Genomic DNA, 25,872 nt, shown 5'->3' on the forward strand with positions numbered 1-25,872 from the left:
ATGTCGTAGGAACGTACAGGCCGGCGCGCGCCCTCAGCCCTTCACCGCACCCCCCAGCGCGAAGCCGCCGCCGAAGCGCCGGGACACCAGGACGTACAGCAGGGATCACCGGCGTCGAGTAGATGATCGAGAAGGCGGCGAGCTGCCCGTACACGACCGTCCCGCGGTTGCCGAAGAAGTCGTTGATGCTGACCGACGCCGGCATCTGGTCGGGGAGAGCAGCAGCATGAACGGGACGAAGAAGTTGCCCCACATCATGGCGAAGCAGAACACCGTGACGACCGCGACCCCGGGCCCCATCAGCGGCAGCACGATCCGCACCAGCGACTGGAAGGTGTTCGCGCCGTCCGTCCAGGCCGCCTCCTCCAGCTCCTTCGGCACCCGTCCATGAAGTTCTTCATCAGCCAGATGGCGAACGGGAGTTGGGACGCGGCGAAGAAGTAGATCGTGCCCGACATCGTGTCGATCAGGTTCACCTGCACGAACAGCGCGTACACCGGGACCATGATCGCCGTGATCGGCAGACACGTCGCGAACAGGATCGTCGCCAGATACGGGTTGTTCAGGCGCGAGCGGTAGCGGGACAGCGGATACGCGCGGCCAGCGCCGCGCACACCACCGTCAGCGCCGTCGCGCCGCCGCACAGGATCAGCGAGTTGAGCAGCGGAGTGAACGTGATGTCCGGCTTGAGGACCGCGTCGAAGTTGTCGAACGTGGCGTGGGTCGGGAACTTCACCTTGAGGTTCGCGTCGGCGTCCAGCGACGACAGCACGACCCAGGCGAGCGGGAGCGCGAAGGTGATCCCGACGAGGATCAGACGTCGCGTCGGCGGTGAGCCGGTTTCGGTGCGGCGGCGGGTCACTCATGCCTCCGTGCGCAGCAGGCGCATGTAGACCAGCGAGAACAGGGAGCCGACCACCAGTGAGCAGCAGCGCCACCGCCGTGCCGTAGCCGATCATGCTCTTCTGGAAGGCCTGCTCATGCATGAACAGGGAGGGTCTGGCTGTGGTTGCTGGCCGCCCGGTCATCACCCAGATCAGACCGAAGACCGACAGCGTCTGCAGGGTGCTGAGCATCAGGTTCGTGCCGATGGAGCGGCGGATCATCGGCAGCGTCACGTGCCACAGCCGCTGCCAGGCGTTCGTGCCGTCCACCTCGGCGGCCTCCGTGATCTCCCTTCGGGATCTCGGAGAGCGCCGCCGAGTAGACGAGCATCGAGAAGGCGGTGCCGCGCCACACGTTCGCGAACGACACCGCGAGGATCGGCAGCGTGAACAGCCAGTTCTGGCCCGGCAGATGGAGCCAGTCGAGGATCGCGTTCAAGGTGCCTCGCGGCGGAAGAACGCGCCAGCAGGGAGCCGGCGACGACCTCGGCAGCACCCAGCCGTCACCACGACCGCCCCCGTGACCGTCCGCACTGGCTTTCGAGGCGCGCTGCATCAGCGCCGCGAGAGCCAGGCCCAGGGTGTTCTGGGCCGACGATGGACGACAGGAACGTGAAGACCAGCGTCAGCCAGACCGCGTTCAGGAACGCGTCGTCCTTGAACGCGGCCCGGAAGTTGTCGAAACCGACGAACGACGACTCGGCCTGGCCGGTGAGCTGCAGGTCGGTGAAGGCGATGTAGGCGCAGTAGGCGATCGGGCCCGCGAGGAACAGGGCCATGATGATCGTGGCCGGGGCGATCGGGAGGGCGCGGAGCGTGGTTCTGCGGCGGGTCACTGGTGCGGTCGCCTCCGGCGGGGTCGCGTGTGCCGTGTGCTGGTCTCGGCCGGGTGCGGGCCGTGCGTGGTTGCTCGCGCAGTTCCCCCGCGCCCCTGAAGGGCGCGTTCATCCTCGCGAGCTCCCGACGGCCCGTCCCCTAAGACTTGGTGACGACCTTTCCGTCCGCTGCCGTCTTCAGCTGCTCGTCGTACTCGGACGCCGCCTTGTCCACCGACGCGTCACCCGTCGTCACCGACTCCATCGCCTCCTGGATCGCCGTGGAGACCTTCGGGTACGCGGGGTAGGCCGGGCGGTAGTGCGTCGAGGCGACCAGGTCCGTGAAGAACTTGATGCCCGGCTGCGCCTTTCACGTACGCCGGGTCCGCCGCGACGTCCTTGCGGACCGCGATGCCGGAGTTCGCGATGTACCAGCGCTGCGCGTTCGCCTTCGTCTGCATCGTCTTGATGAAGTCGAAGGCCAGATCAGTTGGCCGCCTTGGACGGGACCGCCCAGGTCCAGCCGCCGGACATGGAGACCTTGCCGGGCGCCTGCCCGTTCTGCGTCGGCATGTGCGCGAGCCCCAGCTTGTCCGACCACTCCGGCCACTTCTCGTGGCCCGAGCCCCTTCAGCCAGTCCTGCGGCAGCCAGGAACCGTCGAGGGTTGATGCCCAGCTTGCGCTTGGGCAGGGAACTCGCCGCGCACCCGCGTGGCCCAGTTCGGGTCGAGGGCGCTCGGAGACGTCGGGCCCGAGCTTCTCCTGAACACCGTCTCCACGAACCGGAGGCTGTCCTTGAACGCCTTCGAGCCGGCGATCCACTTGCTCGACGACGTGTCGTAGAGCGGGTCGGAACCGCCGTCGCCCGTGCCGTACAGCAGCATCTCGAAGCCCTGCATCGTGGCGGCCTCGCCGTTCGGCTTGCCGGTGTAGACGTTCAGCGGGACCGCGTCGGGGACCTTCTTCTTGATAGCCCGGGCCGCGTCGAGCACCTCCGCCCAACTCTTCGGCTGCCAGGGCGTCTTGATCCCCCGCCTTCGCCAGGATCGCCTTGTCGTACCAGAGGCCGCGGGTGTCCGTGCCGTCCGGGACGCCGTACGTCTTCCCGTCCTGCGCCTTCGCCGCCGACTTGGCCGTGTCGATGAACTGGCCCCAGTCCTGCCACTTGTCCAGGTACTGGTCCAGCGGCTTCAAGTACCCGGCGGTGATGTCGGAGTTGATGAGGAACGTGTCCTCGTAGACCAGGTCGGGCGCGGTCCGCGGCGAACGCAGCATCTGCTGGAGCTTCGTGTAGTACTCGGAGTCCGGGGCCTTGATCGGGACGAGTTCGACCTTCTTGCCCGGGTTGGCCTTCTCGAACTGCTTCTTCATCGCGGCCAGATAGGTGTCCATCACCTTGATCTGGTTGTCCGTGGACTGCTTGAAGGGAGACCTTGATCGTGTTCGAGTCGCTGCCGGAGTCACCCCCGCAGGCGGTGAGGGTTCCGGCGGCCAGCAGGGCAGTGGCGACGAGCAGAGGAGCGGTGGGGCGCACGGGCACGACCTCCTACGAGCGTCGCGGGCATCGTTGCCTCGCAGGGGCTGCCCGTGAACGTACGTTCAGGCTCGGAGCAGGGTCAATGCGTGCGCGGCCCAACGACGGTGCCGTGACAACGTTGTTATCGAGGGGGCGGCGAACGGCGCCCGCGGCCGCCCGCCGCGGCTAGCACCAGGTGTAGATCAACTGCCGGGGCGGCCCACACCGCGTACTGCGGACTGCGCGCCGCGCGCAGAGTCGACCAGGTGCTCCAGATAGCGCCGCGCCGTGATCCGCGAGATGCCCACCGTCTCCGCGGCCACCGCCGCCGTCAGACCTTCCGGCGACCCCTCCCGCAGCGCCTGCGTGACCCCGCTCCAGACGTCGGCGCGCTCAGTCCCTTCGGCAGCGCGGCCGGCGCGGGCGAGCGCAGATTGGCCAGCGCCCGGTCGACCTCGTCTGCCCGGTCGCCTCCCCGACGTGGTCGGTACTCGGCGTACCGCACCAGCCGGTCGCGCAGCGCTGGCGAACGTGAACGGCTTCAGCACGTACTGCACCACCCCCAGCGACACCCCCTCACGGACCACCGCAAGATCACGGGCCGAGGTCACCGCGATCACGTCCGCGTGGTGCCCGGCAGCTCGCAGCGAGCGGGCGAGCGCCGGACCGTGCCCGTCCGGCGGAGTGCCGGGTCCAGCAGGATCAGATCGACCGCCGTGCGGCTCCAGTACCACGCCGCGCGCGCGGCGTGTGCGCGCCCGGGCGACCGTGCGGAAAGCCGGTCACGCGGTCCACGTACAGGGCGTGCGCGTCGGCCCGCCGCAGGATCGTCCTCGACGACCAGGACCTTGGATGTGGGCGTCCGTCATGGTGTGCGCTTCGGAAATGTCGTAGCGGCGTCCGGCGGCACGGCGTCCGGCGTGACGGCGTCCGCCGTGGTGGCGTCCCCTCGTGGTGGTGACGTCCCGGCGCGGTGCGAGGCGAGTACGGCGCCCAGCGGCAGGGCGACCGTGAACACGGCACCGCCCTCCGCCGCGGCCAGCTCCAGCGTGCCACCACCGCGCGCGCCACGGCCTGCCGGACGAGCGCGAGCCCGGCGCCCCGCCCGTGCGGACCGGCCGGCTTCGTCGACCAGCCCGCTCGAACACGGCGTCGGCGTGCTCCGGCTCCACACCCGGGACCGGAGTCCGCCACTCCGCAGCAGCAGCCCGTCGCCCTCCGCGCGGGCGGTGACGTGACCCGGGCGCGCGGGCGAGACCCTGCGCCGCGTCCACGGCGCGTTGTCGATCAGACTCCCCAGCACCCGTCACCAGATCCCGCGCCGGCAGCGTCTCGCGGCAGCAGCCCGTCGTCGATCCGAGTGTCGGCCGGACACCAGCTCCACCCCGTGCTCGTTGGCCTGCGCGGCCTTCGAGCAGCGCGCCGCCAGCACCGGCTCGCTCACGGCGCCCCACCACCTGGTCGGTCAGCGCCTGCGCCAGCTCCCAGCTCCGCCGTCGCGAAGTCGACCGCCTCGTCGGCCCGCCCCAGCTCGATCAGCGACACCACGGTGTGCAGCCGGTTCGCGGCCTCGTGCGCCTCGCGACCGCAACGCCTGCGCGAACCCCCGCTCCGAGTCCAGCTCGCCCATCACCGACTGCAACTCGGTGTGATCGCGCAACGTGACCACGGTGCCGCGCCGGTTCTCACTGGTCACCGGCGAGGTGTTCACCACCACGACCCGGCCGCCGTCAGATGCACCTCGTCCACCCGCGGCTCCGCCGCGTGAGCGCCCCGGTCGGCGGCGCCGGCAGCCCGAGCTCGGCCACCGACCGCCCCACCCGCGTCGTCCCCCACCCCGAGCGGCTCCCGCGCCCCGTCGTTGATGAGCGCCACCCGCCGCTGCCCGTCGAGCATCACCAGCCCCTCACGGACCGCGTGCAGCGCTCGCCTGGTGATGGGCGTGCATCCGGCTCAGCTCGGTGAGCGTTCATACCGTGCGTATGACGGCGCAGGCCGCGTTGATCACATACGTACCGATGCCGCCGAGCACCAGCGCGGCCAGCGCGACACCGGCCACCGCGAGCACCTGCCCCCGCGCCTGCTCCGTGATCTCGTCGATGGTGATCCCGGCGCTGACCAGGCCCACGACCCGGCCACCACCGTCGTACACCGGAGTGACCACCCGCACCGAGGCCCCGAGCGTCGTGTACGTCTCCGAGAACGTCTCCCCCTTCAGCGCGGGGGCCGATGTGCCTGAGGAACCGCTCGCCGATCTGGTGCCGGTCCGGATGCGTCCAGCGGATCCCCGGGCCCGTGTCCATGATCGTCACGAAGTCGACGCCCGCGTGCCGCTGCACGTCCGTCGCGTACGGCTGCAGGCTCACCGTCGGATCCGCCGACTCCATGATCGCCTCGCGCACCGAACCGGCGTCGGCCACCGCCGTCGCCGCGGCCGTCGCCCGCCGCCGCGCCGCGGTCTCCGCCTGCCCCCGGTCACTGACGTACGTGAACAGGGCGCACCCCGCCACAACGACCGCCACGAGCACGGCCTGCATGGCGAAGAGCTGGCCGGCCAGGCTGCGGGGACAGGGGAGACGCATGGGCCCAGTCTGCCTGTTCGTATAAGCGCGAACTAAATGAACGGAAGGGTGACAGTGCTCACCGCCTGGGAGACAGTCACCGGGATTCGCAGGACGTGAGCCGCACGCACTGCGGTGATCCAGTACGCCGACGACGTCGTCGGGAGGAGCCGTGGCCGAGAACGGGACCGCGACCACCAAAACGCCCGCCGCGAAGCGGGACCGCACCCACTATCTCTACATCGCCGTGATCGTGGCGGTGCTCCTCGGCATCGCCGTGGGCTTCATCTGGCCCGACTTCGCCAAGGAGCTCAGCCCGTCGGCACGGGCTTCATGAACCCTGATCAAGATGATGATCGCCCGATCATCTTCTGCACCCATCGTCCTGGGCGTCGGCTCGGTACGGAAGGCCGCCAAGATCGGCAAGGTCGGCGGCCTCGCCCTCGGCTACTTATCGTGATGTCGGTCGTGGCCTCGCGCCCATCGGCCTGATGCGTCGGCAACATCCTCGACCCCGGCACCGGCATGCACCTCACCGACGCCACCAAGGACGTCGGTCACACGGCGGCCGAGGAAGCGGCCGAGGGACCGGTCGACTTCGTCCTCGAGCATCATCCGGCGACCCCTGTCTCCCGCCTTCACCGAGGGCCAGGTCCTCCAGACCCTCCTGTGGCGCTCCTCGTCGGCTTCGCGCTCCAGGCCATGGGCCGCGGCGGCGAACGCGTCCTGCGCGGCATCGAGCACATCCAGCGACTGGTCTTCCGCGTCCCTGGCATGATCGTGGGCCGCCCCGGTCGAGCGCCTTCGGCGCGATGGCCGCGGTCATCGGCGAGACGGGCGTCGACGCCCTCAAGGCCCTCGCCACCATCATGATCGGCTTCTACGTCACCTGCGCCCTGTTCGTCGGCGTGGTCCTGGCGGCGATCCTCCGCCTCGCGACGGGCTACATCTTCTCGCTGCTCAAGTACCTGGGCCGGGAGTTCCTCCTCATCCTCTCCGACCTCGTCGTCGGAGTCGGCCCTGCCGCGCCTGATCGCGAAGATGGAGCACCTCGGCGTCTCCCGCCCGGTCGTCGGCATCACCGTCCCGACCGGCTACTCCTTCAACCTCGACGGCACCATGATCTACCTGACCATGGCGTCCCTCTTCATCGCCGACGCCATGGACCAGCCCATGAGCATCGGCCAGCAGATCGGCCTGCTCCTCTTCATGATGGTCGCGTCCGAAGGGCGCCGCGGGCGTCTCCGGCTCCGGCATCGCCGTCCTCGCGAGCGGCCTCCAGTCCCACAAGCCCGGCCTCGTGGACGGCGTCGGCCTCATCATCGGCATCGACCGCTTCATGAGCGAGGCCCGCGCCTGACGAACTTCGCGGGCAACGCGGTGGCCACGCTGCTCATCGGTACGTGGACCGGGAAGTGGACCGGGACCGGGTGAAGCAGATTGCTCGCCGGCGACCTCCCGTTCGACGAGCGCACGCTCCTCGACACGGGCGCGGGCGACGCGGAGGTCCCGACGCCGCGGGACGGCGGCCCGTCCACGGAGAAGGAACCCGTGAACGCCTGACTCCGCTCCCAGCTCCACGCCACGATCGCCGGTTTGTACTACCGGCGATCGTGGCGTCGTCCTGCGAGTTGTCCGGGCCACGAGGCCTGGGCAGCACCTCCCGCCGCGCGAGCGGCACCCAACCTCGGCACGATCTCCCCATGGGATTGATTTCGGCATGTCCGAATTCATTTCGAAATTGGGCTGCGGCTGTCCTGATCGGTCCGATTAGGAACTGCCGTGGCGGGATCCGCTAATGTTTGGGACGTCGGAACGGCCCAACAGCCGGGAAGGCACAGCATCAAACTCCGCTAACGCGGGGGGCGGTTGACTGGGAATCAGGCCCGAAAGGATCTGATAGAGTCAACACCGCAGGAAAGCCGAAAGGCCGGAAAGCGAAAAGCAAGACCAGCAAGAGCCCGAGGAAATCGGATCGGAAAGATCTGATAGAGTCGGAAACGCAAGACAGCAAGACCGAAGGGAAGCGCCCGGAGGAAAGCCCGAGAGGGTGAGTACAAGGAAGCGTCCGTTCCTTGAGAACTCAACAGCGTGCCAAAAATCAACGCCAGATATGTTGATACCCCGTCTCCGGTCATCAGGCCGGGACGAGGTTCCTTTGAAAAAGTCCTTCTCCTTCACCGGGGAAGGCGCACAGCGAGGACGCTGTGAACATCGGGATTATTCCTCCCGGTGTTCCGCTCTCGTGGTGTCACCCCGATCACGGGGAAACATTCACGGAGAGTTTGATCCTGGCTCAGGACGAACGCTGGCGGCGTGCTTAACACATGCAAGTCGAACGATGAAGCCCTTCGGGGTGGATTAGTGGCGAACGGGTGAGTAACACGTGGGCAATCTGCCCTTCACTCTGGGACAAGCCCTGGAAACGGGGTCTAATACCGGATAACACTCCTCCTCGCATGGGGAGGGTTCAAAGCTCCGGCGGTGAAGGATGAGCCCGCGGCCTATCAGCTTGTTGGTGAGGTAGTGGCTCACCAAGGCGACGACGGGTAGCCGGCCTGAGAGGGCGACCGGCCACACTGGGACTGAGACACGGCCCAGACTCCTACGGGAGGCAGCAGTGGGGAATATTGCACAATGGGCGAAAGCCTGATGCAGCGACGCCGCGTGAGGGATGACGGCCTTCGGGTTGTAAACCTCTTTCAGCAGGGAAGAAGCGAAAGTGACGGTACCTGCAGAAGAAGCCCGGCTAACTACGTGCCAGCAGCCGCGGTAATACGTAGGGCGCAAGCGTTGTCCGGAATTATTGGGCGTAAAGGGCGCGTAGGCGGCTTGTCGCGTCGGTTGTGAAAGCCCGGGGCTTAACCCCGGGTCTGCAGTCGATACGGGCAGGCTAGAGTGTGGTAGGGGAGATCGGAATTCCTGGTGTAGCGGTGAAATGCGCAGATATCAGGAGGAACACCGGTGGCGAAGGCGGATCTCTGGGCCATTACTGACGCTGAGGCGCGAAAGCGTGGGGAGCGAACAGGATTAGATACCCTGGTAGTCCACGCCGTAAACGGTGGATACTAGGTGTTGGCGACATTCCACGTCGTCGGTGCCGCAGCTAACGCATTAAGTATCCCGCCTGGGGAGTACGGCCGCAAGGCTAAAACTCAAAGGAATTGACGGGGGCCCGCACAAGCAGCGGAGCATGTGGCTTAATTCGACGCAACGCGAAGAACCTTACCAAGGCTTGACATACACCGGAAACGTCTGGAGACAGGCGCCCCCTGTGGTCGGTGTACAGGTGGTGCATGGCTGTCGTCAGCTCGTGTCGTGAGATGTTGGGTTAAGTCCCGCAACGAGCGCAACCCTTGTTCTGTGTTGCCAGCATGCCCTTCGGGGTGATGGGGACTCACAGGAGACCGCCGGGGTCAACTCGGAGGAAGGTGGGGACGACGTCAAGTCATCATGCCCCTTATGTCTTGGGCTGCACACGTGCTACAATGGCCGATACAATGAGCTGCGATACCGCAAGGTGGAGCGAATCTCAAAAAGTCGGTCTCAGTTCGGATTGGGGTCTGCAACTCGACCCCATGAAGTTGGAGTTGCTAGTAATCGCAGATCAGCATTGCTGCGGTGAATACGTTCCCGGGCCTTGTACACACCGCCCGTCACGTCACGAAAGTCGGTAACACCCAGAAGCCGGTGGCCCAACCCCTTGTGGGAGGGAGCTGTCGAAGGTGGGACTGGCGATTGGGACGAAGTCGTAACAAGGTAGCCGTACCGGAAGGTGCGGCTGGATCTACCTCCTTTCTAAGGAGCATCTAGGCTCGCCAAGCTTGCTTGGTGGTCCAGGGCCAGTACGTCGGCAAACGTTCGACGGTGGTTGCTCATGGGTGGAACGTTGATTATTCGGCACGATCGGTCGTCTTCTCACTAGTACTGCTTCAGAGCGTGGAACATGAAGGGAGGGACGGTCGGTGCCGGGCACGCTGTTGGGTATCTGAAGGTACGGCCGGTTACGGCTGCCTTCAGTGCCGGCCCCGGTGTAGCACTCAAGGTTCTTGGTGTGTGACGGGTGGTTGGTCGTTGTTTGAGAACTGCACAGTGGACGCGAGCATCTGTGGCCAAGTTTTTAAGGGCGCACGGTGGATGCCTTGGCACCAGGAACCGATGAAGGACGTGGGAGGCCACGATAGTCCCCGGGAGTCGTCAACCAGGCTTTGATCCGGGGTTTCCGAATGGGGAAACCCGGCAGTCGTCATGGGCTGTCACCCGCTGCTGAACACATAGGCAGTGTGGAGGGAACGCGGGGAAGTGAAACATCTCAGTACCCGCAGGAAGAGAAAACAACCGTGATTCCGGGAGTAGTGGCGAGCGAAACTGGATGAGGCCAAACCTTAAGCGTGTGAGACCCGGCAGGGGTTGCGCTTGGGGGGTTGTGGGATCTCTTTTTCACAGTCTGCCGGCTGTGAGACGAGTCAGAAACCGTTGATGTAGGCGAAGGACATGCGAAAGGTCCGGCGTAGAGGTAAGACCCCCGTAGTCGAAACATCAGCGGCTCGTTTAAGAGACACCCAAGTAGCACAGGGGCCCGAGAAATCCCGTGTGAATCTGGCGGGACCACCCGTTAAGCCTAAATATTCCCTGGTGACCGATAGCGGATAGTACCGTGAGGGAATGGTGAAAAGTACCGCGGGAGCGGAGTGAAATAGTACCTGAAACCGTGTGCCTACAAGCCGTGGGAGCGTCGCTGTATGGGCTTGCACATACAGTCGTGACTGCGTGCCTTTTGAAGAATGAGCCTGCGAGTTTGCGGTGTGTTGCGAGGTTAACCCGTGTGGGGAAGCCGTAGCGAAAGCGAGTCCGAATAGGGCGATTCAGTAGCGCGCTCAAGACCCGAAGCGGAGTGATCTAGCCATGGGCAGGTTGAAGCGGAGGTAAGACTTCGTGGAGGACCGAACCCACCAGGGTTGAAAACCTGGGGATGACCTGTGGTTAGGGGTGAAAGGCCAATCAAACTCCGTGATAGCTGGTTCTCCCCGAAATGCATTTAGGTGCAGCGTCGTGTGTTTCTTGCCGGAGGTAGAGCACTGGATAGGCGATGGGCCCTACCGGGTTACTGACCTTAGCCAAACTCCGAATGCCGGTAAGTGAGAGCACGGCAGTGAGACTGTGGGGGATAAGCTCCATGGTCGAGAGGGAAACAGCCCAGAGCATCGACTAAGGCCCCTAAGCGTACGCTAAGTGGGAAAGGATGTGGAGTCGCAGAGACAACCAGGAGGTTGGCTTAGAAGCAGCCACCCTTGAAAGAGTGCGTAATAGCTCACTGGTCTAGTGATTCCGCGCCGACAATGTAGCGGGGCTCAAGCGTACCGCCGAAGTCGTGTCATTCCAGCATGAGGGCCAACGCCGCTGGGATGGGTAGGGGAGCGTCGTGTGCCGGGTGAAGCAGCGCCGGAAGGCAGTTGTGGACGGTTCACGAGTGAGAATGCAGGCATGAGTAGCGATACACACGTGAGAAACGTGTGCGCCGATTGACTAAGGGTTCCTGGGTCAAGCTGATCTGCCCAGGGTAAGTCGGGACCTAAGGCGAGGCCGACAGGCGTAGTCGATGGATAACCGGTTGATATTCCGGTACCCGCTGTGAAGCGTCAAACATTGAATCCAGTGATGCTAAGGCCGTGAAGCCGTTCCGGACCCTTCGGGGAAAGGAAAGTGGTGGAGCCGCTGAACCAAGCTGGTAGTAGGTGAGTGATGGGGTGACGCAGGAAGGTAGTCCAGCCCGGGCGGTGGTTGTCCCGGGGTAAGGGTGTAGGCCGTGCGGTAGGTAAATCCGTCGCACATAAGGCTGAGACCTGATGCCGAGCCGATTGTGGTGAAGTGGATGATCCTATGCTGTCGAGAAAAGCCTCTAGCGAGTTTCATGGCGGCCCGTACCCTAAACCGACTCAGGTGGTCAGGTAGAGAATACCGAGGCGTTCGGGTGAACTATGGTTAAGGAACTCGGCAAAATGCCCCCGTAACTTCGGGAGAAGGGGGGCCATCACCGGTGATCGGATCTTGCTCCGTGAGCTGGGGGTGGCCGCAGAGACCAGCGAGAAGCGACTGTTTACTAAAAACACAGGTCCGTGCGAAGCCGTAAGGCGATGTATACGGACTGACGCCTGCCCGGTGCTGGAACGTTAAGGGGACCGGTTAGTGCGCTTTCGGGCGTGCGAAGCTGAGAACTTAAGCGCCAGTAAACGGCGGTGGTAACTATAACCATCCTAAGGTAGCGAAATTCCTTGTCGGGTAAGTTCCGACCTGCACGAATGGCGTAACGACTTCTCGACTGTCTCAACCATAGGCCCGGTGAAATTGCACTACGAGTAAAGATGCTCGTTTCGCGCAGAAGGACGGAAAGACCCCGGGACCTTTACTACAGTTTGATATTGGTGTTCGGTTCGGCTTGTGTAGGATAGGTGGGAGACTGTGAACCAGCCACGCCAGTGGTTGGGGAGTCGTCGTTGAAATACCACTCTGGTCGTGCTGGATGTCTAACCTCGGTCCGTGATCCGGATCAGGGACAGTGTCTGATGGGTAGTTTAACTGGGGCGGTTGCCTCCCAAAGAGTAACGGAGGCGCCCAAAGGTTCCCTCAGCCTGGTTGGTAATCAGGTGTTGAGTGTAAGTGCACAAGGGAGCTTGACTGTGAGACCGACGGGTCGAGCAGGGACGAAAGTCGGGACTAGTGATCCGGCGGTGGCTTGTGGAAGCGCCGTCGCTCAACGGATAAAAGGTACCCCGGGGATAACAGGCTGATCTTCCCCAAGAGTCCATATCGACGGGATGGTTTGGCACCTCGATGTCGGCTCGTCGCATCCTGGGGCTGGAGTCGGTCCCAAGGGTTGGGCTGTTCGCCCATTAAAGCGGTACGCGAGCTGGGTTTAGAACGTCGTGAGACAGTTCGGTCCCTATCCTCTGTGCGCGTAGGAATATTGAGAAGGGCTGTCCCTAGTACGAGAGGACCGGGACGGACGAACCTCTGGTGTGCCAGTTGTCCTGCCAAGGGCATGGCTGGTTGGCTACGTTCGGAAAGGATAACCGCTGAAAGCATCTAAGCGGGAAGCCTGCTTCGAGATGAGTATTCCCACCCCCTTTGAGGGGTTAAGGCTCCCAGTAGACGACTGGGTTGATAGGCCAGATCTGGAAGCACCGTAAGGTGTGGAGGTGACTGGTACTAATAGGCCGAGGGCTTGTCCTCAGTTGCTCGCGTCCACTGTGTTGGTTCTGAAACCATGAACAACCGTCGAAGCCGATTGGCTACGGCTCCGGTTGACAGTTTCATAGTGTTTCGGTGGTCATAGCGTGAGGGAAACGCCCGGTTACATTCCGAACCCGGAAGCTAAGCCTCACAGCGCCGATGGTACTGCAGGGGGGACCCTGTGGGAGAGTAGGACGCCGCCGAACAAAGTTTGAGAGAAGCCCCGGACCGGGATACGGTCCGGAGCTTTCTCTGCGTTTAGGTCTGGATAGGCGTACTACGAGGTGGTCATCTTCGACAATGACGGTGTTCTGGTCGACAGCGAGCCGATCTCCAATACGCTCCCTGGCCGGCTATCTCACCGAGCTCCGGGCACCCGACCTCGTACGGAGGAGTCCCCGCGGGATTACGCATGGGCGCCGCCATGCACCGCGTACACGATCTCGTCCTGGAGCGGACCGGGCAGCGGCTTCCCGAGGACTTCGACGAGGTGTTTTCACGGGCGGGTCTTCGCCGCTTTCGAGCGGGAGTTGGAGCCGGTCGCCGGTGTCGTGGAGGTGCTGGGAGAAAGCTGACCGCCGACGAGGTGCCGTGCTGCGTGGGGTCGTCCGGGAGTCATGAGCGGATTCGGGTCGGGCACCGAGAAGACCCGGGCCGACGAGCGTTCGAGGGACGGGCTCGTGCCCAGCCTCGCAGGACGTGCGGGAAGCCGGCGCCCGATCTGTCCTGTACGCCGCGGAGCGGATGGGCGTGGCTCCGGAGAAGTGCGTGGTCGTCGGGGACAGTCCGCTTCCGGGGTGCAGGCAAGCCGTCGCCGCCGGGATGGACGTGTACGGGTTCACGGCCGCTGAATCCCGGCGGAGCGGCTCGTCGGGAGTGAACGGGCTCTTCGGGTGACATGCGCGAGCTGCCGCGGCTGCTGGCCCTGAGGTCACGGTCGGTCCCATGGTTTTGTGGATCCATCTACCCACTGGTAGGGCGGGGCCATACGCCGTGCCGCCATGACCGATGGGACTCGATGGCATATCAGGTGCGCTGCGGTGGGGGGCGGAGGTCGCTGGCGTTCAGCTTCTTCGCGCAGGGCGCGGCGTTCCGCGCTGCTGGTGACTTTGCGGATTCCCTGCGATCCAGGACCAGTACGGGATATCGGACGGGCTGCTGCCCGTCTCTCCTCGCCGCCGTGCCGGTGATCCTCGCCGGCGTCGGCAGCGTGTGCAGTCGGAAACGGCTCGTGAAGCGGGTGCGGCCCGTGCCGGGTGCTGTGCGGTGGTCGCAGCCCGTCGTGCTCCTCGGCGCTGCTCGGGGTCGGCGCCGGGACTCGTTGAGTGGAGGCCGGTCGCGCTCTCGCCGCGTTCGGCTTTGCCGTAGCGCTGGACGCCTCGATGAACATGCTCGGGGTGAGCCTGCAGAGGGCGTACGGGCGCAGCATCATGCCTCAGGTTCCACGCCTCGTACAGCCTGGGCGGGATCGTGGGGGCGTCGCTGGCGTGGGTCGGGGCGCACTGGGGACCCGTCGCTGTTCGTGTCCTATCTGCCGGTGTCCGTGGTGCCAGCTGGTGCTGTGCCTGGTGGGGAGCCGGTGGTACGTCGACGGTGGAGGGGCCCAGGAGGCCGCAGAGGGAGCCAGGAGCGCGGTGCGCAGGAGGCAGGGCGGGTCGTCTTCAGGATGCCGCTGCCGCTGTGCCTGGTGATGTGTCCTTCGCGTACATCGGTGACTCGACGGTCTCCAACTGGAGCGCCGCACCTGCAGGACGCGCTGGGGGAGCTCGGAGCAGCTGTCGACCGTCCCGTACAACGTCTACATGGTCAGCGACGCCTCGTCGGGCGGGCGATGGGCGACGTGGAGTGCGGCAGTTCCGCGGTGCTGCGGTGCGGCTGGGGGCCGCTGCGGCGGCTGCCGGGTTCGGCAGTGGTGGCCGTGGCGCCGGGGCCCTGGGTGGGGATGCTCGGGTTCACTCTGCTGGGGCTCAGCGTGTGTGATCGTGCCGCAGACCTTCGCCGCCGCCGGGCGGATGTCTCCCAGGGCGTCCGGAGACGCCGCCGTGGCGCGCGGCTCAATATCTTCAACTACGTGGGTTTTCTGCGGGTTCGCCGCTCGTGGGCGCTCTGGGATGCGTGGAGTTATCGCGGGGCGATGCTGGTGCCGATGGCGCTTGTCCTGGTGACACCTCGTGTACGCCCCTTCGTCGGCGGCGTGGGCGGGCCGATACGGTGGCGGGCATGAGCGGCCGCGCGCGGTTGATGTGGGACCCGGCGGTAGCGAGGGTATGACTTCGGACCCGGGCACCCGATGGATCCGGTCAGACTGGAGCTGACCCGGGGCCTGGTGGATGCCTTTCGGGCCTCGACCGGGACGTGGACGTCGTCGCGGCCAAGCGCCCGGCGACTCGACGCGCTGCGGCTCGTGCACCGCGGAGGACTACGTGGAGGCGGTCAAGGCCGCGTCCGCGGATCCGGTCGGCGGCCGACCAGGCGTACGGGCTCCGGGACCGCGTCGACGACCCTGGCCTTCGCCGGGATGCACGAGGGTGTCGCGCTGATCGCGCCGGTCGGTGGGGGCCGCCGAGGCCGGTGTGGCGCGGTGAGGCCCTGCGCGCGGTGAACTTCTCGCGGGCGGGCTGCACCACGCGACGCCGGGCGCCGCCTCCGGGTTCTGCGTGTACAACGACGCGGCGCTGGCGATCGCCCGGCTGCTGGAGCTCGGCGCGGGCGCGTCGCGTACGTGGACGTCGACGTGCACCACGGGAGGACGGGCGTGCAGGCCGCGTTCTGAGGACCCGCGGGTCCTGACGATCTCGCTGCACGAGCATCCGTGACCCTGTTCCCGCAGACCCGGATGGCCGGAGGAGACCGGGGCCGCCGGGCCCGCCGAGGGGACGGCCGAACGTCGCCCCGCCGGCCGGGACCGGGGACGCCGGCTGGGTGCGGGCGTTCCACGCCGTGGTGCCGGAGCTGCTCGCGGAGTTCCGGGCCGCAGGTCCTCGTGACCCAGCACGGGGCGGACACCCACTTCGAGGACCCGCTCGCGCACCTGGCGGTCTCCGCTGGACGCGCAGCGCGGTGCAGGTGGCCTGTCACGAGCTCGCGCACGCGTACGCGGACGGCCGGTGGGTCGCGCTGGGCGGCGGCGGATACGCCGTGGTCGATGTGGTGCCGCGGTCGTGGACGCATCTGGTGGGCATCGCCGGCGGGCGGGAGATCGCGCCCGAGACGGTGATTCCCGAGGGGTGGCGGCAGCAAGTCTTCGCTCGTACGCGGCAGTTGGGGCCGGTGCGGGATGACCGATGGGCGTGGCCCGTCGCGTACCGGGAGTGGGAGGCGGGGTACGACCCGGCCGACCGGGCTCGACCAGGCGATCCTCGCGACCCGCAAGGCGGCTTTCCCGTTGCGGGGGTTGCTGCCCTAGGGCGGGCCGCGGCGGGTGCGCTCGACGGCGTGGGCGTTACTCCGACTGTGGGGTGTTTCTGTTTTGGCGGGTGGGCTGCGGCAATGCGCCAGCATTTCAAGCGCGTGTTGAGCACCGGCGCCCTGCGTGCGCATCTGTTGGCGCCCGGCTTGCCGGGACGTGGCGACCTCCGCGAGGGAGAGTCTGCGCAGTTACCGGCCGTTCGAGGCCCGGGACCCGCGCGCGCGCGTGCTGCTTCGGGCTCGACCCCGAGTGGTCCTGGGGGCAGCGGGACTCGCTCGCGCTGATGGCCGACAAGTGCGGGGTGTCGGGCGATCCGCCACACCGACGGGCACGACGTCATCGATCCGGAACGGACGCTCGCGGCCCTCGACGCCTTCGCCGACCGGCTCGCGCGGGCCGCTGACACCAGGTCTCCCGTGCTCTTCGGAACGGGACATCCGCACCGATTGCTCGGTTTCTACGCTTTCCTGGCCGACGCCCTGTCGGCGGTGGATGTCCCGTCTCACCCCGGCGCAGGGTCACAGTGTCGACATAACGACCCGGTTTGGACTACGTACGTACAACCTTGACTACGTACGAGGAGCTGCGCTGGTGCGCGAACCCGACGCGTGGCCGCCCGGAAGCGAGACGGGCGCGCACACCCACTCGCCACTCCCGGTTCGTACCGCTCTGCCGCCTCGCGGAGGCCGGCGAACCGCTTCCGGGCTTGTCGTGGGGGACCACGGGTGGGCCTGCGGTGCAGGTCAGTTGGGGTTCGAGGCCATCGGCCTGGCCGATACGGACGATCCCGCGCTGTTCGTCGGTGAGGCCGAGGGCGGGTGTCGTCGTCGTTCCGCTTGATGACGCTACAGTGCGGTCTGATTACTACCGACCGCTTACTCGCTATGTACCAATCGAGCGTGTCTGTCACAGTAGGCGGCCGATCGCTGCTCCTCTTCCCCACTCGCACCACCCGCCCTACATTGGGAGTGAGCACGCAACGACGTTGAGTCACCGGAAGGGGAAGCCGGTGGCCGTCAGGGCGGAAGGTTCAGGTGTGTCATGGCTGCTGGTGAGAGTAGGCCTCTGAACGAGGTGTAGTTCCTGACCGTGGCGGAAGTCGCCCGGTCATGCAGTGTCCAAGATGACCGCGTACCGGTTGGTGCACAGCGGTCATCTGCCCGCGATCCGGGTGTGGGGCGGAGCTTCGTGTCCCCGAGCAAGCGGGTCCACGAGTACCTGCCCTGCTGAGTCCTATGTGAGGGTGGATGCGGGCTGGATCCCGTAGCCCCCGGAAGCCCTCGATTTCTGGCTCGGCGCTCGGGCGGGGTAGGCTAGCCCCTCGGCCGGTCAGTGTGGGCCAATCCCAGTTCGAAGCGCTGCTGAGTGATTGTCCGCACAGCGGGGGTTGTCCCAGAAGTGAGCGCGGGTAGTCGCGGGCTCTGTTATCCCAGAAAGCGGCGTAAGCGGATGGCTAAGCAGAAGCACCGCAGCTGCTGAAGCTGCACCCGCGTGCAACGCGTCGCAACAAGTAGCGAGCGACCGCTGCGAGAAAGCGCGTTTCTGTGGCCCTTTCACCGCGGTGGGAGGGCCACAGTGCGTTGTGGGCACGCGGTTCGTTCAGGCTTGTACGTATATCTGTGGCTGCCGTCACTTCCTGCACTGTGCTGAGTCATCACAGCGCAGCATCGAGCGATAACGTGACCACGCGGCAGAGCATGCGGGCGCGGGCGGGGCTGGGACGGAAGGTGGTGCGCCGGTCTTTGGGCAAGGTCGTGCTCGTGACCGGGGTGGCCCGGCAACTGGGGGCTGGTTCGTCCGACGGATCCAGCGTGATCGGAGGTGGACCGGAGTGATCGAGTTGGACGCCGATGCCGCCCGCGCACCATCTGGGCGGTGCCGACTTCCTCCAGGCGGATCATCGCCAGCCGACGATCGCGCGGGTGCTCGCGAGCACTCCGTCGACACCGTGGTGCACATGGACGTGACCGGGACGCCGCTGGCCAGTGGCGGCCGCGGCTCGGTCAAGGAGGGACCAACGTCATCGGCACGATGCAGCTGCTCGGAGCGTGCCAGAAGTCGCCGCAGGTGAAGCGGCTGGTCGTGAAGTCGAGTACGAACGTGTACGGGTCGGCGCCGCGGGACCCGGCCGTGTTCACTGAGACGACGCTGCCGAAGTCGCTGCCGAGCGGCGGCTTCGCGAAGGAGTTTACCGTCGAGGTCGAGGGTACGTGCGCGGGTTCGCCCGGCGCCGGCCCGACGTCGCGGTGTGCGTGCTGCGGTTCGCCAACATCCTGGGTCCGACGGCCGATTCGCCGCTCGCCGAGTACTCTCGCTGCCGGTCCTGCCGACCGTCTTCGGCTACGACCCGCGGCTGCAGTGTGCAGTGCACGAGGGACTGATGTCATCGAGGTGCGCTGCGGATCGCCTCGCACGATCCGGCGCGTGGCACGCTCAACAGCGGGACGTTCAACGTCGCAGGTGACGGCGTGCTGCTGCCTCACGGTGCTCGCGGCGGCTCGGCCGGCCGACCGTTCGTCTCTGCTGCCGGCCGTGACCTGGAGTCGGCAGCGCGCTGCGTACGCTGGGTGCGACGGACTTCTCGCCCGAGCAGATCAGGCTGCTCACGCACGGGCGGGTGGTGTCGACGACGGTTGCGCGACACACTGGGATACCGGCCCAAGTACACGACCGCCGAGGCCTTCGCGGACTTCGTACGCGGCCGGGGCTGCTGCTGCCGCCTCAGGCCCTCGCGGGGGCCGTGGACCGGACGCTGCACTGCCCGTCTGGGCGGCGCCCGCGCCCAGCCACCCCCCGACGCAGAGCGCCACACTGAGGAGCGCATCAACGATGGCGGACGCCAAGGTCATTCCGTTCGACGACGACAGGTCTCGAGGGGCGGCCGGCAAAGCGCCGTGCGCCGCAGAGGCCCGGGGCAGCGGCCGGCGCAGGGCGAGCCCGCTGCCCGTACGCGAGGTGCAGCCGCTGCCCGTGCAGCGAGCCGTGCCCGTGCCCGAACCCGAGCCCGCCGTGCCGGAGAAGCCCGAGGCGGGCTGGCTGGGACCGGCGGATCGCGGGCGGGCTCTCGTTCCTGCGGCGCCGGATCACCGGGGACTACGACGTCGACGAGTTCGGCTACGACAAGGAACTCACCGACCAGGTCCTGATGTCGCTGCTGCGGCCGATCGCGGAGAAGTACTTCGGGTCGAGGTGAAGGGCGTCGAGAACATCCCGTCGGAGGGCGGGGGCGCTGATCGTCTCCAACCACTCGGGGACGCTGCCGCTGGACGGCCTGATGCCTGCAGGTCGCCGTGCGACAACCACCCGGCCGAGCGCCATCTGCGGCTCCTGGCCGCCGACTTGGTGTTCATGCTGCCGGTGGTGAACGAGCTGGCGCGCAAGGCCGGGCACACGCTGGCCTGTGCGGGAGTGACGCGCAGCGGCTGCTCGAGGTCGGTGAGCTGGTCGGCGTCGCTGCCGGGAGGGCTTCAAGGGCATCGGCAAGCCGTTCAGCGAGCGGTACAAGTTGCAGCGGTTCGGCCGCGGCGGCTTCGTCGTCCACGGCCCTGCGCGCCGGGACGCCGATCGTGCCGATAACTCGATCGTCGGGGCGGAGGAGATCTACCCGATGATCGGCAACGCGAAGACGCTCGCGCGTGTCCTCGGTTTCCCGTACTTCCCGATCACGCCCACGTTCCCGTGGCTGGGTCCGTTGGGGGCGGTGCCGCTGCCGACGAAGTGGACGATCCAGTTCGGTGAGCCGATCCCGACGGACGGGTATCCGCCGGAGGCGGCCGAGGATCCGATGCTGATGTTCAGCCTGACGGACCAGGTGCGGGAGCAGATCCAGCACACGCTGTACAAGTTGTTGGTGCAGCGGAGGTCGGTGTTCTTCTGACGGGCGGCCGGCGCCGAGATGCCGGTGCGGTGAGGGGGCGCGGGGACCAGGTCCGCGCCCCTTTCTTGCCGCGGAGCTACTTCGCGTCCTCGCCGTCGATGCCCAGGCCGGGCAGCAGGCCGGAGGGAGGAGCGGGGGCAGGGTCAGTCCGGTTTGGCCGAACCCGTGCCGGTGGAGCCGGACTTGCCGGAGAGACGGGGTCGGGGTCGACTCGTCCTTCGGCGGGTCCAGGAGGCCGCCCGTGGTTTCGCCGAGGAGGCCGTCCTCGGCCTTGCCGGTGCCGGAGCTGGACGGCTTGGGCTTCGTCGAACCGAGCCACCGCGGTGGCTGTCGGCGGAGCCGGACGGGGTCGAGCCGGTCGGTGCCGACGCGCCCGGTGACGTACCGCCGCCGCTGGACCCGGTGCCCGGTGAGCCGCCCTGGTCGGGAGGCTGCGGCAGCAGCGAGCGCAGCGGGTCCACCTCTTGGTCTATGGCGTCGAAGACCGAGCCTCACCTGGTTCCTGACGTCGCCCAGCGGACCGGGAGCTTTGTCGCTCAGGGCGGTCCAGCTCTGCTGGTGCGACGCGGGAGAACCGACGAAAGCCTGGATCGCCGAGCGAGCCGTCCCGCTTGTACGCCTCGCTCAGCAGCCGGTGGCCCTCGGACGCGTCGTACCGGGCATCCCGGAGAGCGCCCTGCGGACCTCGCCCACGGACTCGTGGTCGAGGTGCCCTGCTACGGCCGCGGTCCATCAGCCGGCGCGCCTCGTTCAGCCGCGTCGACGCCTGGTCCAGGTAGATCTGCCCGCGGTCGGAGTCGCCGTCCGCCATGCCGAGCTTGAGATCTTCCATGCCGCGCGTTGAGGCCGTAGAGGTGGTCACCCGGCAGGGCACGTCTGAACTCGCGGCGGCCCTCCGCCGAACGCGCCCGCGGCCACACCGACCGTGAGCCGCCCGCGGCGATGCGTGGACAGGCGAACGCGGCCGGAGCTTGCGCAGGAGGCCGCCCCGGTGGGCGCCCTGGTCTGGTGCGCTGCTCCGGTACCGAAGTGCCTGCCCCGCCCTCCTGGGCATGGCCTCGCCATGGCGGCGCGAGCTGCGCCCGCTGCACCACCTTCACCTCGAGGTCCAGCTCCGGTGTGGGCAGCTCGCCGAGGCCCGTGGCCAGGCTCAGGAGCCTGCCCTGCTCGGTCGGTCGGCCGGATCCCCGGCTGCTGCGCCGCCGCGTCCCGGTCGGACTGGTCCTCCAGGGCCTGGGCGAAGGCGTTCGCCCGCCGGTGTGCCGATACATTCGCGATCACTGGCGGCACCTCCTCTCGCCGACGGTCGACTCCCATGTCGACTCCCAGAGGTCCTGAGGGTTGCACGCCCGAGCCGCTTGCACTCGATCAGTGAGTGGAACCGGGACCGGACGTGACCACAGGGAGCCTGCATCCCGCACAACGAGCGGCTTGGCGCTCGGGTTACGGACGAAAGATGATCCGACCGCGAAAGCATCTGGCTTTCACAGAAGGTGGAGTTGAGCGTCGCGCGCGGTGACACGAACGATCAGCGCGCGTCGTCGGGAGCAGGCGTGCGAGGGTGCGGACCGCCTCGGTACTGGAGGGTCTTGATCGCGCCCTCGTTCTTGCCCATCACCCGGGCCGTCTCGGCGACGGAAAGGCCCTGCGGGAAGCGGAGCGTGACGCACTCCTGCTGCTGCGGGTTTCAGCCGCCGCACGGCGTCCAGGAGCGCCGCGCGTTCGACAGGGACTCAGGACCGAGTCCTCCGGTGAACGCTCCACCTCGTTCGCGTCGAGCATTTCGCCCGTGGTCACTTCGAGGCGGAAGCGGCTCGACTTGAAGTGGTCCGCGACCAGATTGCGCGCGATCGTGACCAGCCAGGCGCCGAAGTCGCGGCCCCTGCCAGGTGAAGGTGCCGATGCGGCGCAGGGCGCGCAGGAAGGTCTCGCTGGTGAGGTCCTCCGCCGTCGCCTTCCCGCCGACGCGGTAGTAGATGTGGCGGTACACGGTGTCGCTGTACTGGTCGTAGAGCCGGCCGAAGGCATCGGCTTCACCGGCCTCGCAGCGCTCGACCAGGTCCATCATGCGGGCGCTGTCGCTGTCCGCGGCGGGACGGCGCGGGCGTGGACGTACCGGACGCGCCGGCGGCCGGGCGCGCGCGTCTGCCCACGGTGGCGGCCCCTGCCGTCGGCCATGGTGAAGCACTGGACCGGCCGGCGCAGGGACGGCGGCGAGGGCGGGGACGGCGTACGCAGTGGGGACGAAGCCGCGCAAGCGGTCCACGACCGCTGCGCGCAGCGTAGCCAGGCCCGAGGCGTCAACCCCGACGTGTTGGAAAGCACGGGACTCCCAGAGGCAGAGCTTCCATCACGTGCAGTGCGGGACCGTTCACCGTCGTGCTGACGTGTCGGTACGGGGACGCGTCTGAGGAATGAACAGCGCTGTGCAGGGAGCGCTACACCCAGTTGCTCAAATCATCGATTACGTCACTTCTGTAGCTGATCGGCGATGGTTCAAGTACCTGAGAGTGACCACTTGTTGATCGGATTAGGTCATGTTCCGGTTGCGGCCGTGACGCGTTGTGGCCGAGTGATATCCGCGTGACTGGCGGGGGGCCCGGCCACGGGTAAGCAGTCGGAATGCCGTCAGCGGCGGCGTCGGTGCAGTGCGATCGCCGCCGCCGTGCCGCCCGCGACCGCGCCGACGCCGGCCGCCGCGGGGATGCCGACCTTCGCGGCCTTGCGGCCGGTGCGGTAGTCGCGCAGCCGCCAGTCCCGCTCGCGCGCGTACTTGCGCAGTTTGGCGTCGGGGTTGATCGCGTACGGGTGCCCGACGAGCGAAGGCATCGGGATGTCGTTGTGGGAGTCGCTGTAAGCGGCGCAGCGGCCGAGCTCCAGGCCCTCGGCGGAGAGCGCGCGGACGGCCTCGGCCTTCGCGGGGCCGTGCAGCGGTTCGCCGACGAGCTTGCCCGTGTGAACGCCGCCGATCGACTCGGCGACCGTGCCGAGGGCGCCGGTCAGGCCCTGAGCGGCGGGCGATGACCGTGGCGATCTCGACGGGGGCGGCCGTGACCAGCCAGACCTTCTGCCCGGCGTCCAGGTGGGCCTGCGCCAGGGCACGGGTGCCGGGCCAGATCCGCTCCGCCATGTACTCGTCGCAGATCTCCTCGCCGATCGACATCAGCTCGGAGACGCGGTGGCCCTTGACGATGGACAGCGCGCTGTCGCGGGCGTCCTGCATGTGCTCGGGGTCCTCGACGCCGGCGATCCTGAACCACGCCTGCTGCCAGGCGAACCGGGTCAGCTCGCGGCGCTGGAAGAACTTCCGCTTGCACAGGCCGCGACCGAAGTGGAAGATCGCGGCGCCCTGCATCACGGTGTTGTCCAGGTCGAAGAGAGGGCGGCGGCCTTGTCGTCGCCGAAGACCGGGAACTCCGGCTCCTGATCGCCTTCGGGCGGGGGGCGCCTGGTCCTCGATCTCCTGGGAGGACTTGCGGGCGGCCCATCGGCCGAGGCCTCGCCGGCCAGCACGCTCCGCGCGGTGGCGGAGCGCCTACGAGGGTGTGAGCCATCCAAGAGCGGCCATGCGGCGAGCATAGCCAGTCTGTTCGGTGCATCCGGAGTCGAGAGGATTTCGGAAGGCTGCCGGTGTGTGAACTCTCGGCTGCTCCGGGCCCCGGAAGGCGCGGAAGTGGGTCGTACGGGATCGGCCGGTGGGGCGAGAATGGCCGGTATGAGCCCCATCTTTCGCCGCGGTGAGAAGAAGAGTCCTGAGGACCGGGTCGTCACCCTGATCGGTGAGCGGGTGCCATCTGTGTGATGACGCACAGGTGGTGATCGAGAAGGTCTGCGCCGAGGTCGGCGCCTCCTGGGAGAAGAAGGACATCAACAGAGGACGAGGAGCTGTACCGCAAGTACTGGGAGCAGATCCCGGTCGTTCTCGTCGACGAGAGCAGCACGACTTCTGGCGCGTGAAGGAGGAGCGGCTGCGATACGGCACTGACGCGCTAGGCCGTCGCACAAGTCACTGACCGAGGAGTCCAACTGGCCCCGAAAGTCGCTTAGATCGAGGGCGGCTTTGGTCTCGGGGCGTGGATCGTAAGGAAGGTGTGCGGTTTTTTGGCCCCCTCAGGTGAGCAACGAAGCGCCTGCGCGCCGGTTCCAGGATCGCGCCCGGGGCGCGTGACCCCGGTCACGTTGGCCGGGCAACCGACACCATCTTTGTGCACGCGTTCACAAAGACATAGCTCCTGCATTCCGACGGCGCAGGTCTCGGATCACGATCAAGGCGTACCTGTGCCCGCCCACAGCCCCGCTTCTACCCGCAGGAGCACCGTGGCACCGGGCCGAACTCACCGACCGGCGACCCGCAGCCGAGGTGCATTCCGAGGCCACCGTCGCCAGGCTTCCGCTGTACCTCCGAGCCCTCACCGCTCTGGTCGTGGAGCGCTTCCTCGGTGCCCACGGTCTCTCCGAGGAGCTCGCGGCCGCCGCGGGGTCAACTCCGCGAAGCTGCGCAAGCGACTTCTGCACCTCGGCTCGTACGGGACCGGGCGTCTGGCACACCGTCAGAGTACCCGCACCAGGATCTCGCGCGAGCTGGGCCTCACGCAGGACTGGCCGATCGTGATGGCCGGTATCGGTAACCCCGGCGCGCGCCGCCGGCCAATTACGGTGGGGTTCGCCTCGCGCGGCTTCCGTCGTCGCGGCGCTGATCGACGCCGAGTCCCGCGATGACCGGCAAGTCCGTCGCCGGGATGTCCAGTGCAGCACGCCGACGACCTCGAGAAGATCGCCGACGAGAACGGCGTGTCCATCGAGCGTCATCGCGACGGCCGGTCGCCGCGCAGCAGGTCTGCTGGACCGCTTCTCGTCGCCGCCGGTGTCACCTCCATCCTCTGAACTTCGCGCTCGACTCGTCCTGTCCGTGCCGGACTGGGCGTCGACGTGCGCAAGGTCGACCTCTCCATCGAGCTTGCAGATCCCGCGTTCCACGAGAGCAGCGCAAGGCCGGCGAGGGCGCGGTCGACGGCACCGAGGGCGCCGGCGTCGGTGCTCGAGGGCCCGGCCGCCAAGGTCACTTCCGCCCACCGCAGGCGACGACCGCAAGGGACCCGACGGGGACGTGCCCGCCGTGATGCCGGCATGAGTCTCCCCGTCGTCGGGCCGGAGCCACCGCAGCGCACCGGTCAGCGTCCTGAGCGCGCTGCGCCTGCCGTGGGACACCCAGGCCAAGCCGCTCCAGGACACCCTCTGCCGCCGAGCCGGCCGCCGAGGCCGCCGTCCTCCGCCACCTGCAATCGCATCGAGCTCGTACGCCGACGTGGACAAGTTCCACGCCGGTGTCGCCGAGTTGTCGACGCTGCTCGCGCAGCACAGTGGCGTGGGTCTCGGCTTGAGCCTACCCTATCTTTATGTGCACTACGAGACCGGGCGGCACCACCTGTTCTCGGTGGCGTGCGCGGGTTCGACTCGATGGTGGTCACAGGGCCAGATCCTCGGCCAGTGAAGCGGCGCACGAAAAACGCGAAAGCGTTTCACGATAAATGCGAAACGGTTAAACACCCACCATTATAACTGAATCGGGAAGCAATACC

Annotated in this window: 1 protein-coding gene, 3 rRNA genes and 19 pseudogenes; 14 read left to right on the forward strand and 9 right to left on the reverse strand. The window is 67.0% G+C overall.

Annotated features, from left to right (window positions below):
* Positions 1-33 precede the first annotated feature (33 nt).
* From RBJ77_RS35945 to RBJ77_RS35965, 5 pseudogenes are all read right to left on the reverse strand, one after another.
* A pseudogene (locus RBJ77_RS35945) lies at positions 34-817 on the reverse strand (carbohydrate ABC transporter permease).
* A 45-nt stretch (positions 818-862) separates the two neighbouring features.
* Positions 863-1,663: pseudogene (locus RBJ77_RS35950) on the reverse strand (carbohydrate ABC transporter permease).
* A 196-nt stretch (positions 1,664-1,859) separates the two neighbouring features.
* Positions 1,860-3,234: pseudogene (locus RBJ77_RS35955) on the reverse strand (extracellular solute-binding protein).
* Positions 3,235-3,402: 168 nt separating this feature from the next.
* A pseudogene (locus RBJ77_RS35960) lies at positions 3,403-4,060 on the reverse strand (response regulator).
* A gap of 21 nt (positions 4,061-4,081) precedes the next feature.
* Positions 4,082-5,798 (reverse strand): annotated as a pseudogene (locus RBJ77_RS35965) (ATP-binding protein).
* A 151-nt stretch (positions 5,799-5,949) separates the two neighbouring features.
* Between RBJ77_RS35965 and RBJ77_RS35970 the strand changes: the two are divergent.
* From RBJ77_RS35970 to RBJ77_RS36020, 11 genes and pseudogenes are all read left to right on the forward strand, one after another.
* Positions 5,950-7,340, forward strand: a pseudogene (locus RBJ77_RS35970) (cation:dicarboxylate symporter family transporter).
* A gap of 710 nt (positions 7,341-8,050) precedes the next feature.
* Positions 8,051-9,575: ribosomal RNA gene (locus tag RBJ77_RS35975) — 16S ribosomal RNA — on the forward strand.
* A 312-nt stretch (positions 9,576-9,887) separates the two neighbouring features.
* Positions 9,888-13,007 (forward strand): 23S ribosomal RNA (locus tag RBJ77_RS35980).
* A gap of 89 nt (positions 13,008-13,096) precedes the next feature.
* Positions 13,097-13,213: ribosomal RNA gene (rrf, locus tag RBJ77_RS35985) — 5S ribosomal RNA — on the forward strand.
* The 16S, 23S and 5S rRNA genes sit together here, the layout of an rRNA operon.
* A gap of 78 nt (positions 13,214-13,291) precedes the next feature.
* A pseudogene (locus RBJ77_RS35990) lies at positions 13,292-13,929 on the forward strand (HAD family hydrolase); the annotation flags it as partial.
* Positions 13,930-14,025: 96 nt separating this feature from the next.
* Positions 14,026-15,268: pseudogene (locus RBJ77_RS35995) on the forward strand (MFS transporter); the annotation flags it as partial.
* A pseudogene (locus RBJ77_RS36000) lies at positions 15,228-16,413 on the forward strand (acetoin utilization protein AcuC). The pseudogenes RBJ77_RS35995 and RBJ77_RS36000, both read left to right, overlap by 41 nt.
* Before the next feature lie 104 nt (positions 16,414-16,517).
* Positions 16,518-17,331 (forward strand): annotated as a pseudogene (locus RBJ77_RS36005) (phosphatase).
* A 168-nt stretch (positions 17,332-17,499) separates the two neighbouring features.
* Positions 17,500-17,646: pseudogene (locus RBJ77_RS36010) on the forward strand (excisionase family DNA-binding protein).
* 512 nt (positions 17,647-18,158) lie between these two features.
* Positions 18,159-19,224: pseudogene (locus tag RBJ77_RS36015) on the forward strand (NAD-dependent epimerase/dehydratase family protein); the annotation flags it as partial.
* Between the two features lie 21 nt (positions 19,225-19,245).
* Positions 19,246-20,293: pseudogene (locus tag RBJ77_RS36020) on the forward strand (lysophospholipid acyltransferase family protein).
* Between the two features lie 76 nt (positions 20,294-20,369).
* Here the strand turns inward: RBJ77_RS36020 and RBJ77_RS36025 are convergent.
* From RBJ77_RS36025 to RBJ77_RS36040, 4 pseudogenes are all read right to left on the reverse strand, one after another.
* Positions 20,370-21,574 (reverse strand): annotated as a pseudogene (locus tag RBJ77_RS36025) (DUF5667 domain-containing protein).
* Positions 21,575-21,821: 247 nt separating this feature from the next.
* Positions 21,822-21,926: pseudogene (locus tag RBJ77_RS36030) on the reverse strand (RNA polymerase subunit sigma-24); the annotation flags it as partial.
* A 206-nt stretch (positions 21,927-22,132) separates the two neighbouring features.
* A pseudogene (locus tag RBJ77_RS36035) lies at positions 22,133-22,583 on the reverse strand (sigma factor); the annotation flags it as partial.
* 338 nt (positions 22,584-22,921) lie between these two features.
* Positions 22,922-23,861 (reverse strand): annotated as a pseudogene (locus RBJ77_RS36040) (HAD family hydrolase).
* A 247-nt stretch (positions 23,862-24,108) separates the two neighbouring features.
* Here RBJ77_RS36040 and RBJ77_RS36045 point away from each other — a divergent pair.
* The 3 genes and pseudogenes from RBJ77_RS36045 to RBJ77_RS36055 all read left to right on the forward strand — a co-directional run.
* Entirely contained in the window at positions 24,109-24,306 is a 198-nt protein-coding gene (locus tag RBJ77_RS36045) for a glutaredoxin family protein (RefSeq protein WP_372348808.1), read from the forward strand.
* A gap of 304 nt (positions 24,307-24,610) precedes the next feature.
* Positions 24,611-25,424: pseudogene (locus RBJ77_RS36050) on the forward strand (redox-sensing transcriptional repressor Rex).
* Between the two features lie 48 nt (positions 25,425-25,472).
* A pseudogene (locus RBJ77_RS36055) lies at positions 25,473-25,781 on the forward strand (glutamyl-tRNA reductase); the annotation flags it as partial.
* Positions 25,782-25,872: the final 91 nt, after the last annotated feature.

Source organism: Streptomyces sp. KL116D (assembly GCF_030766975.1).
GTDB classification, from domain to species: Bacteria; Actinomycetota; Actinomycetes; order Streptomycetales; family Streptomycetaceae; genus Streptomyces; species Streptomyces longispororuber_A.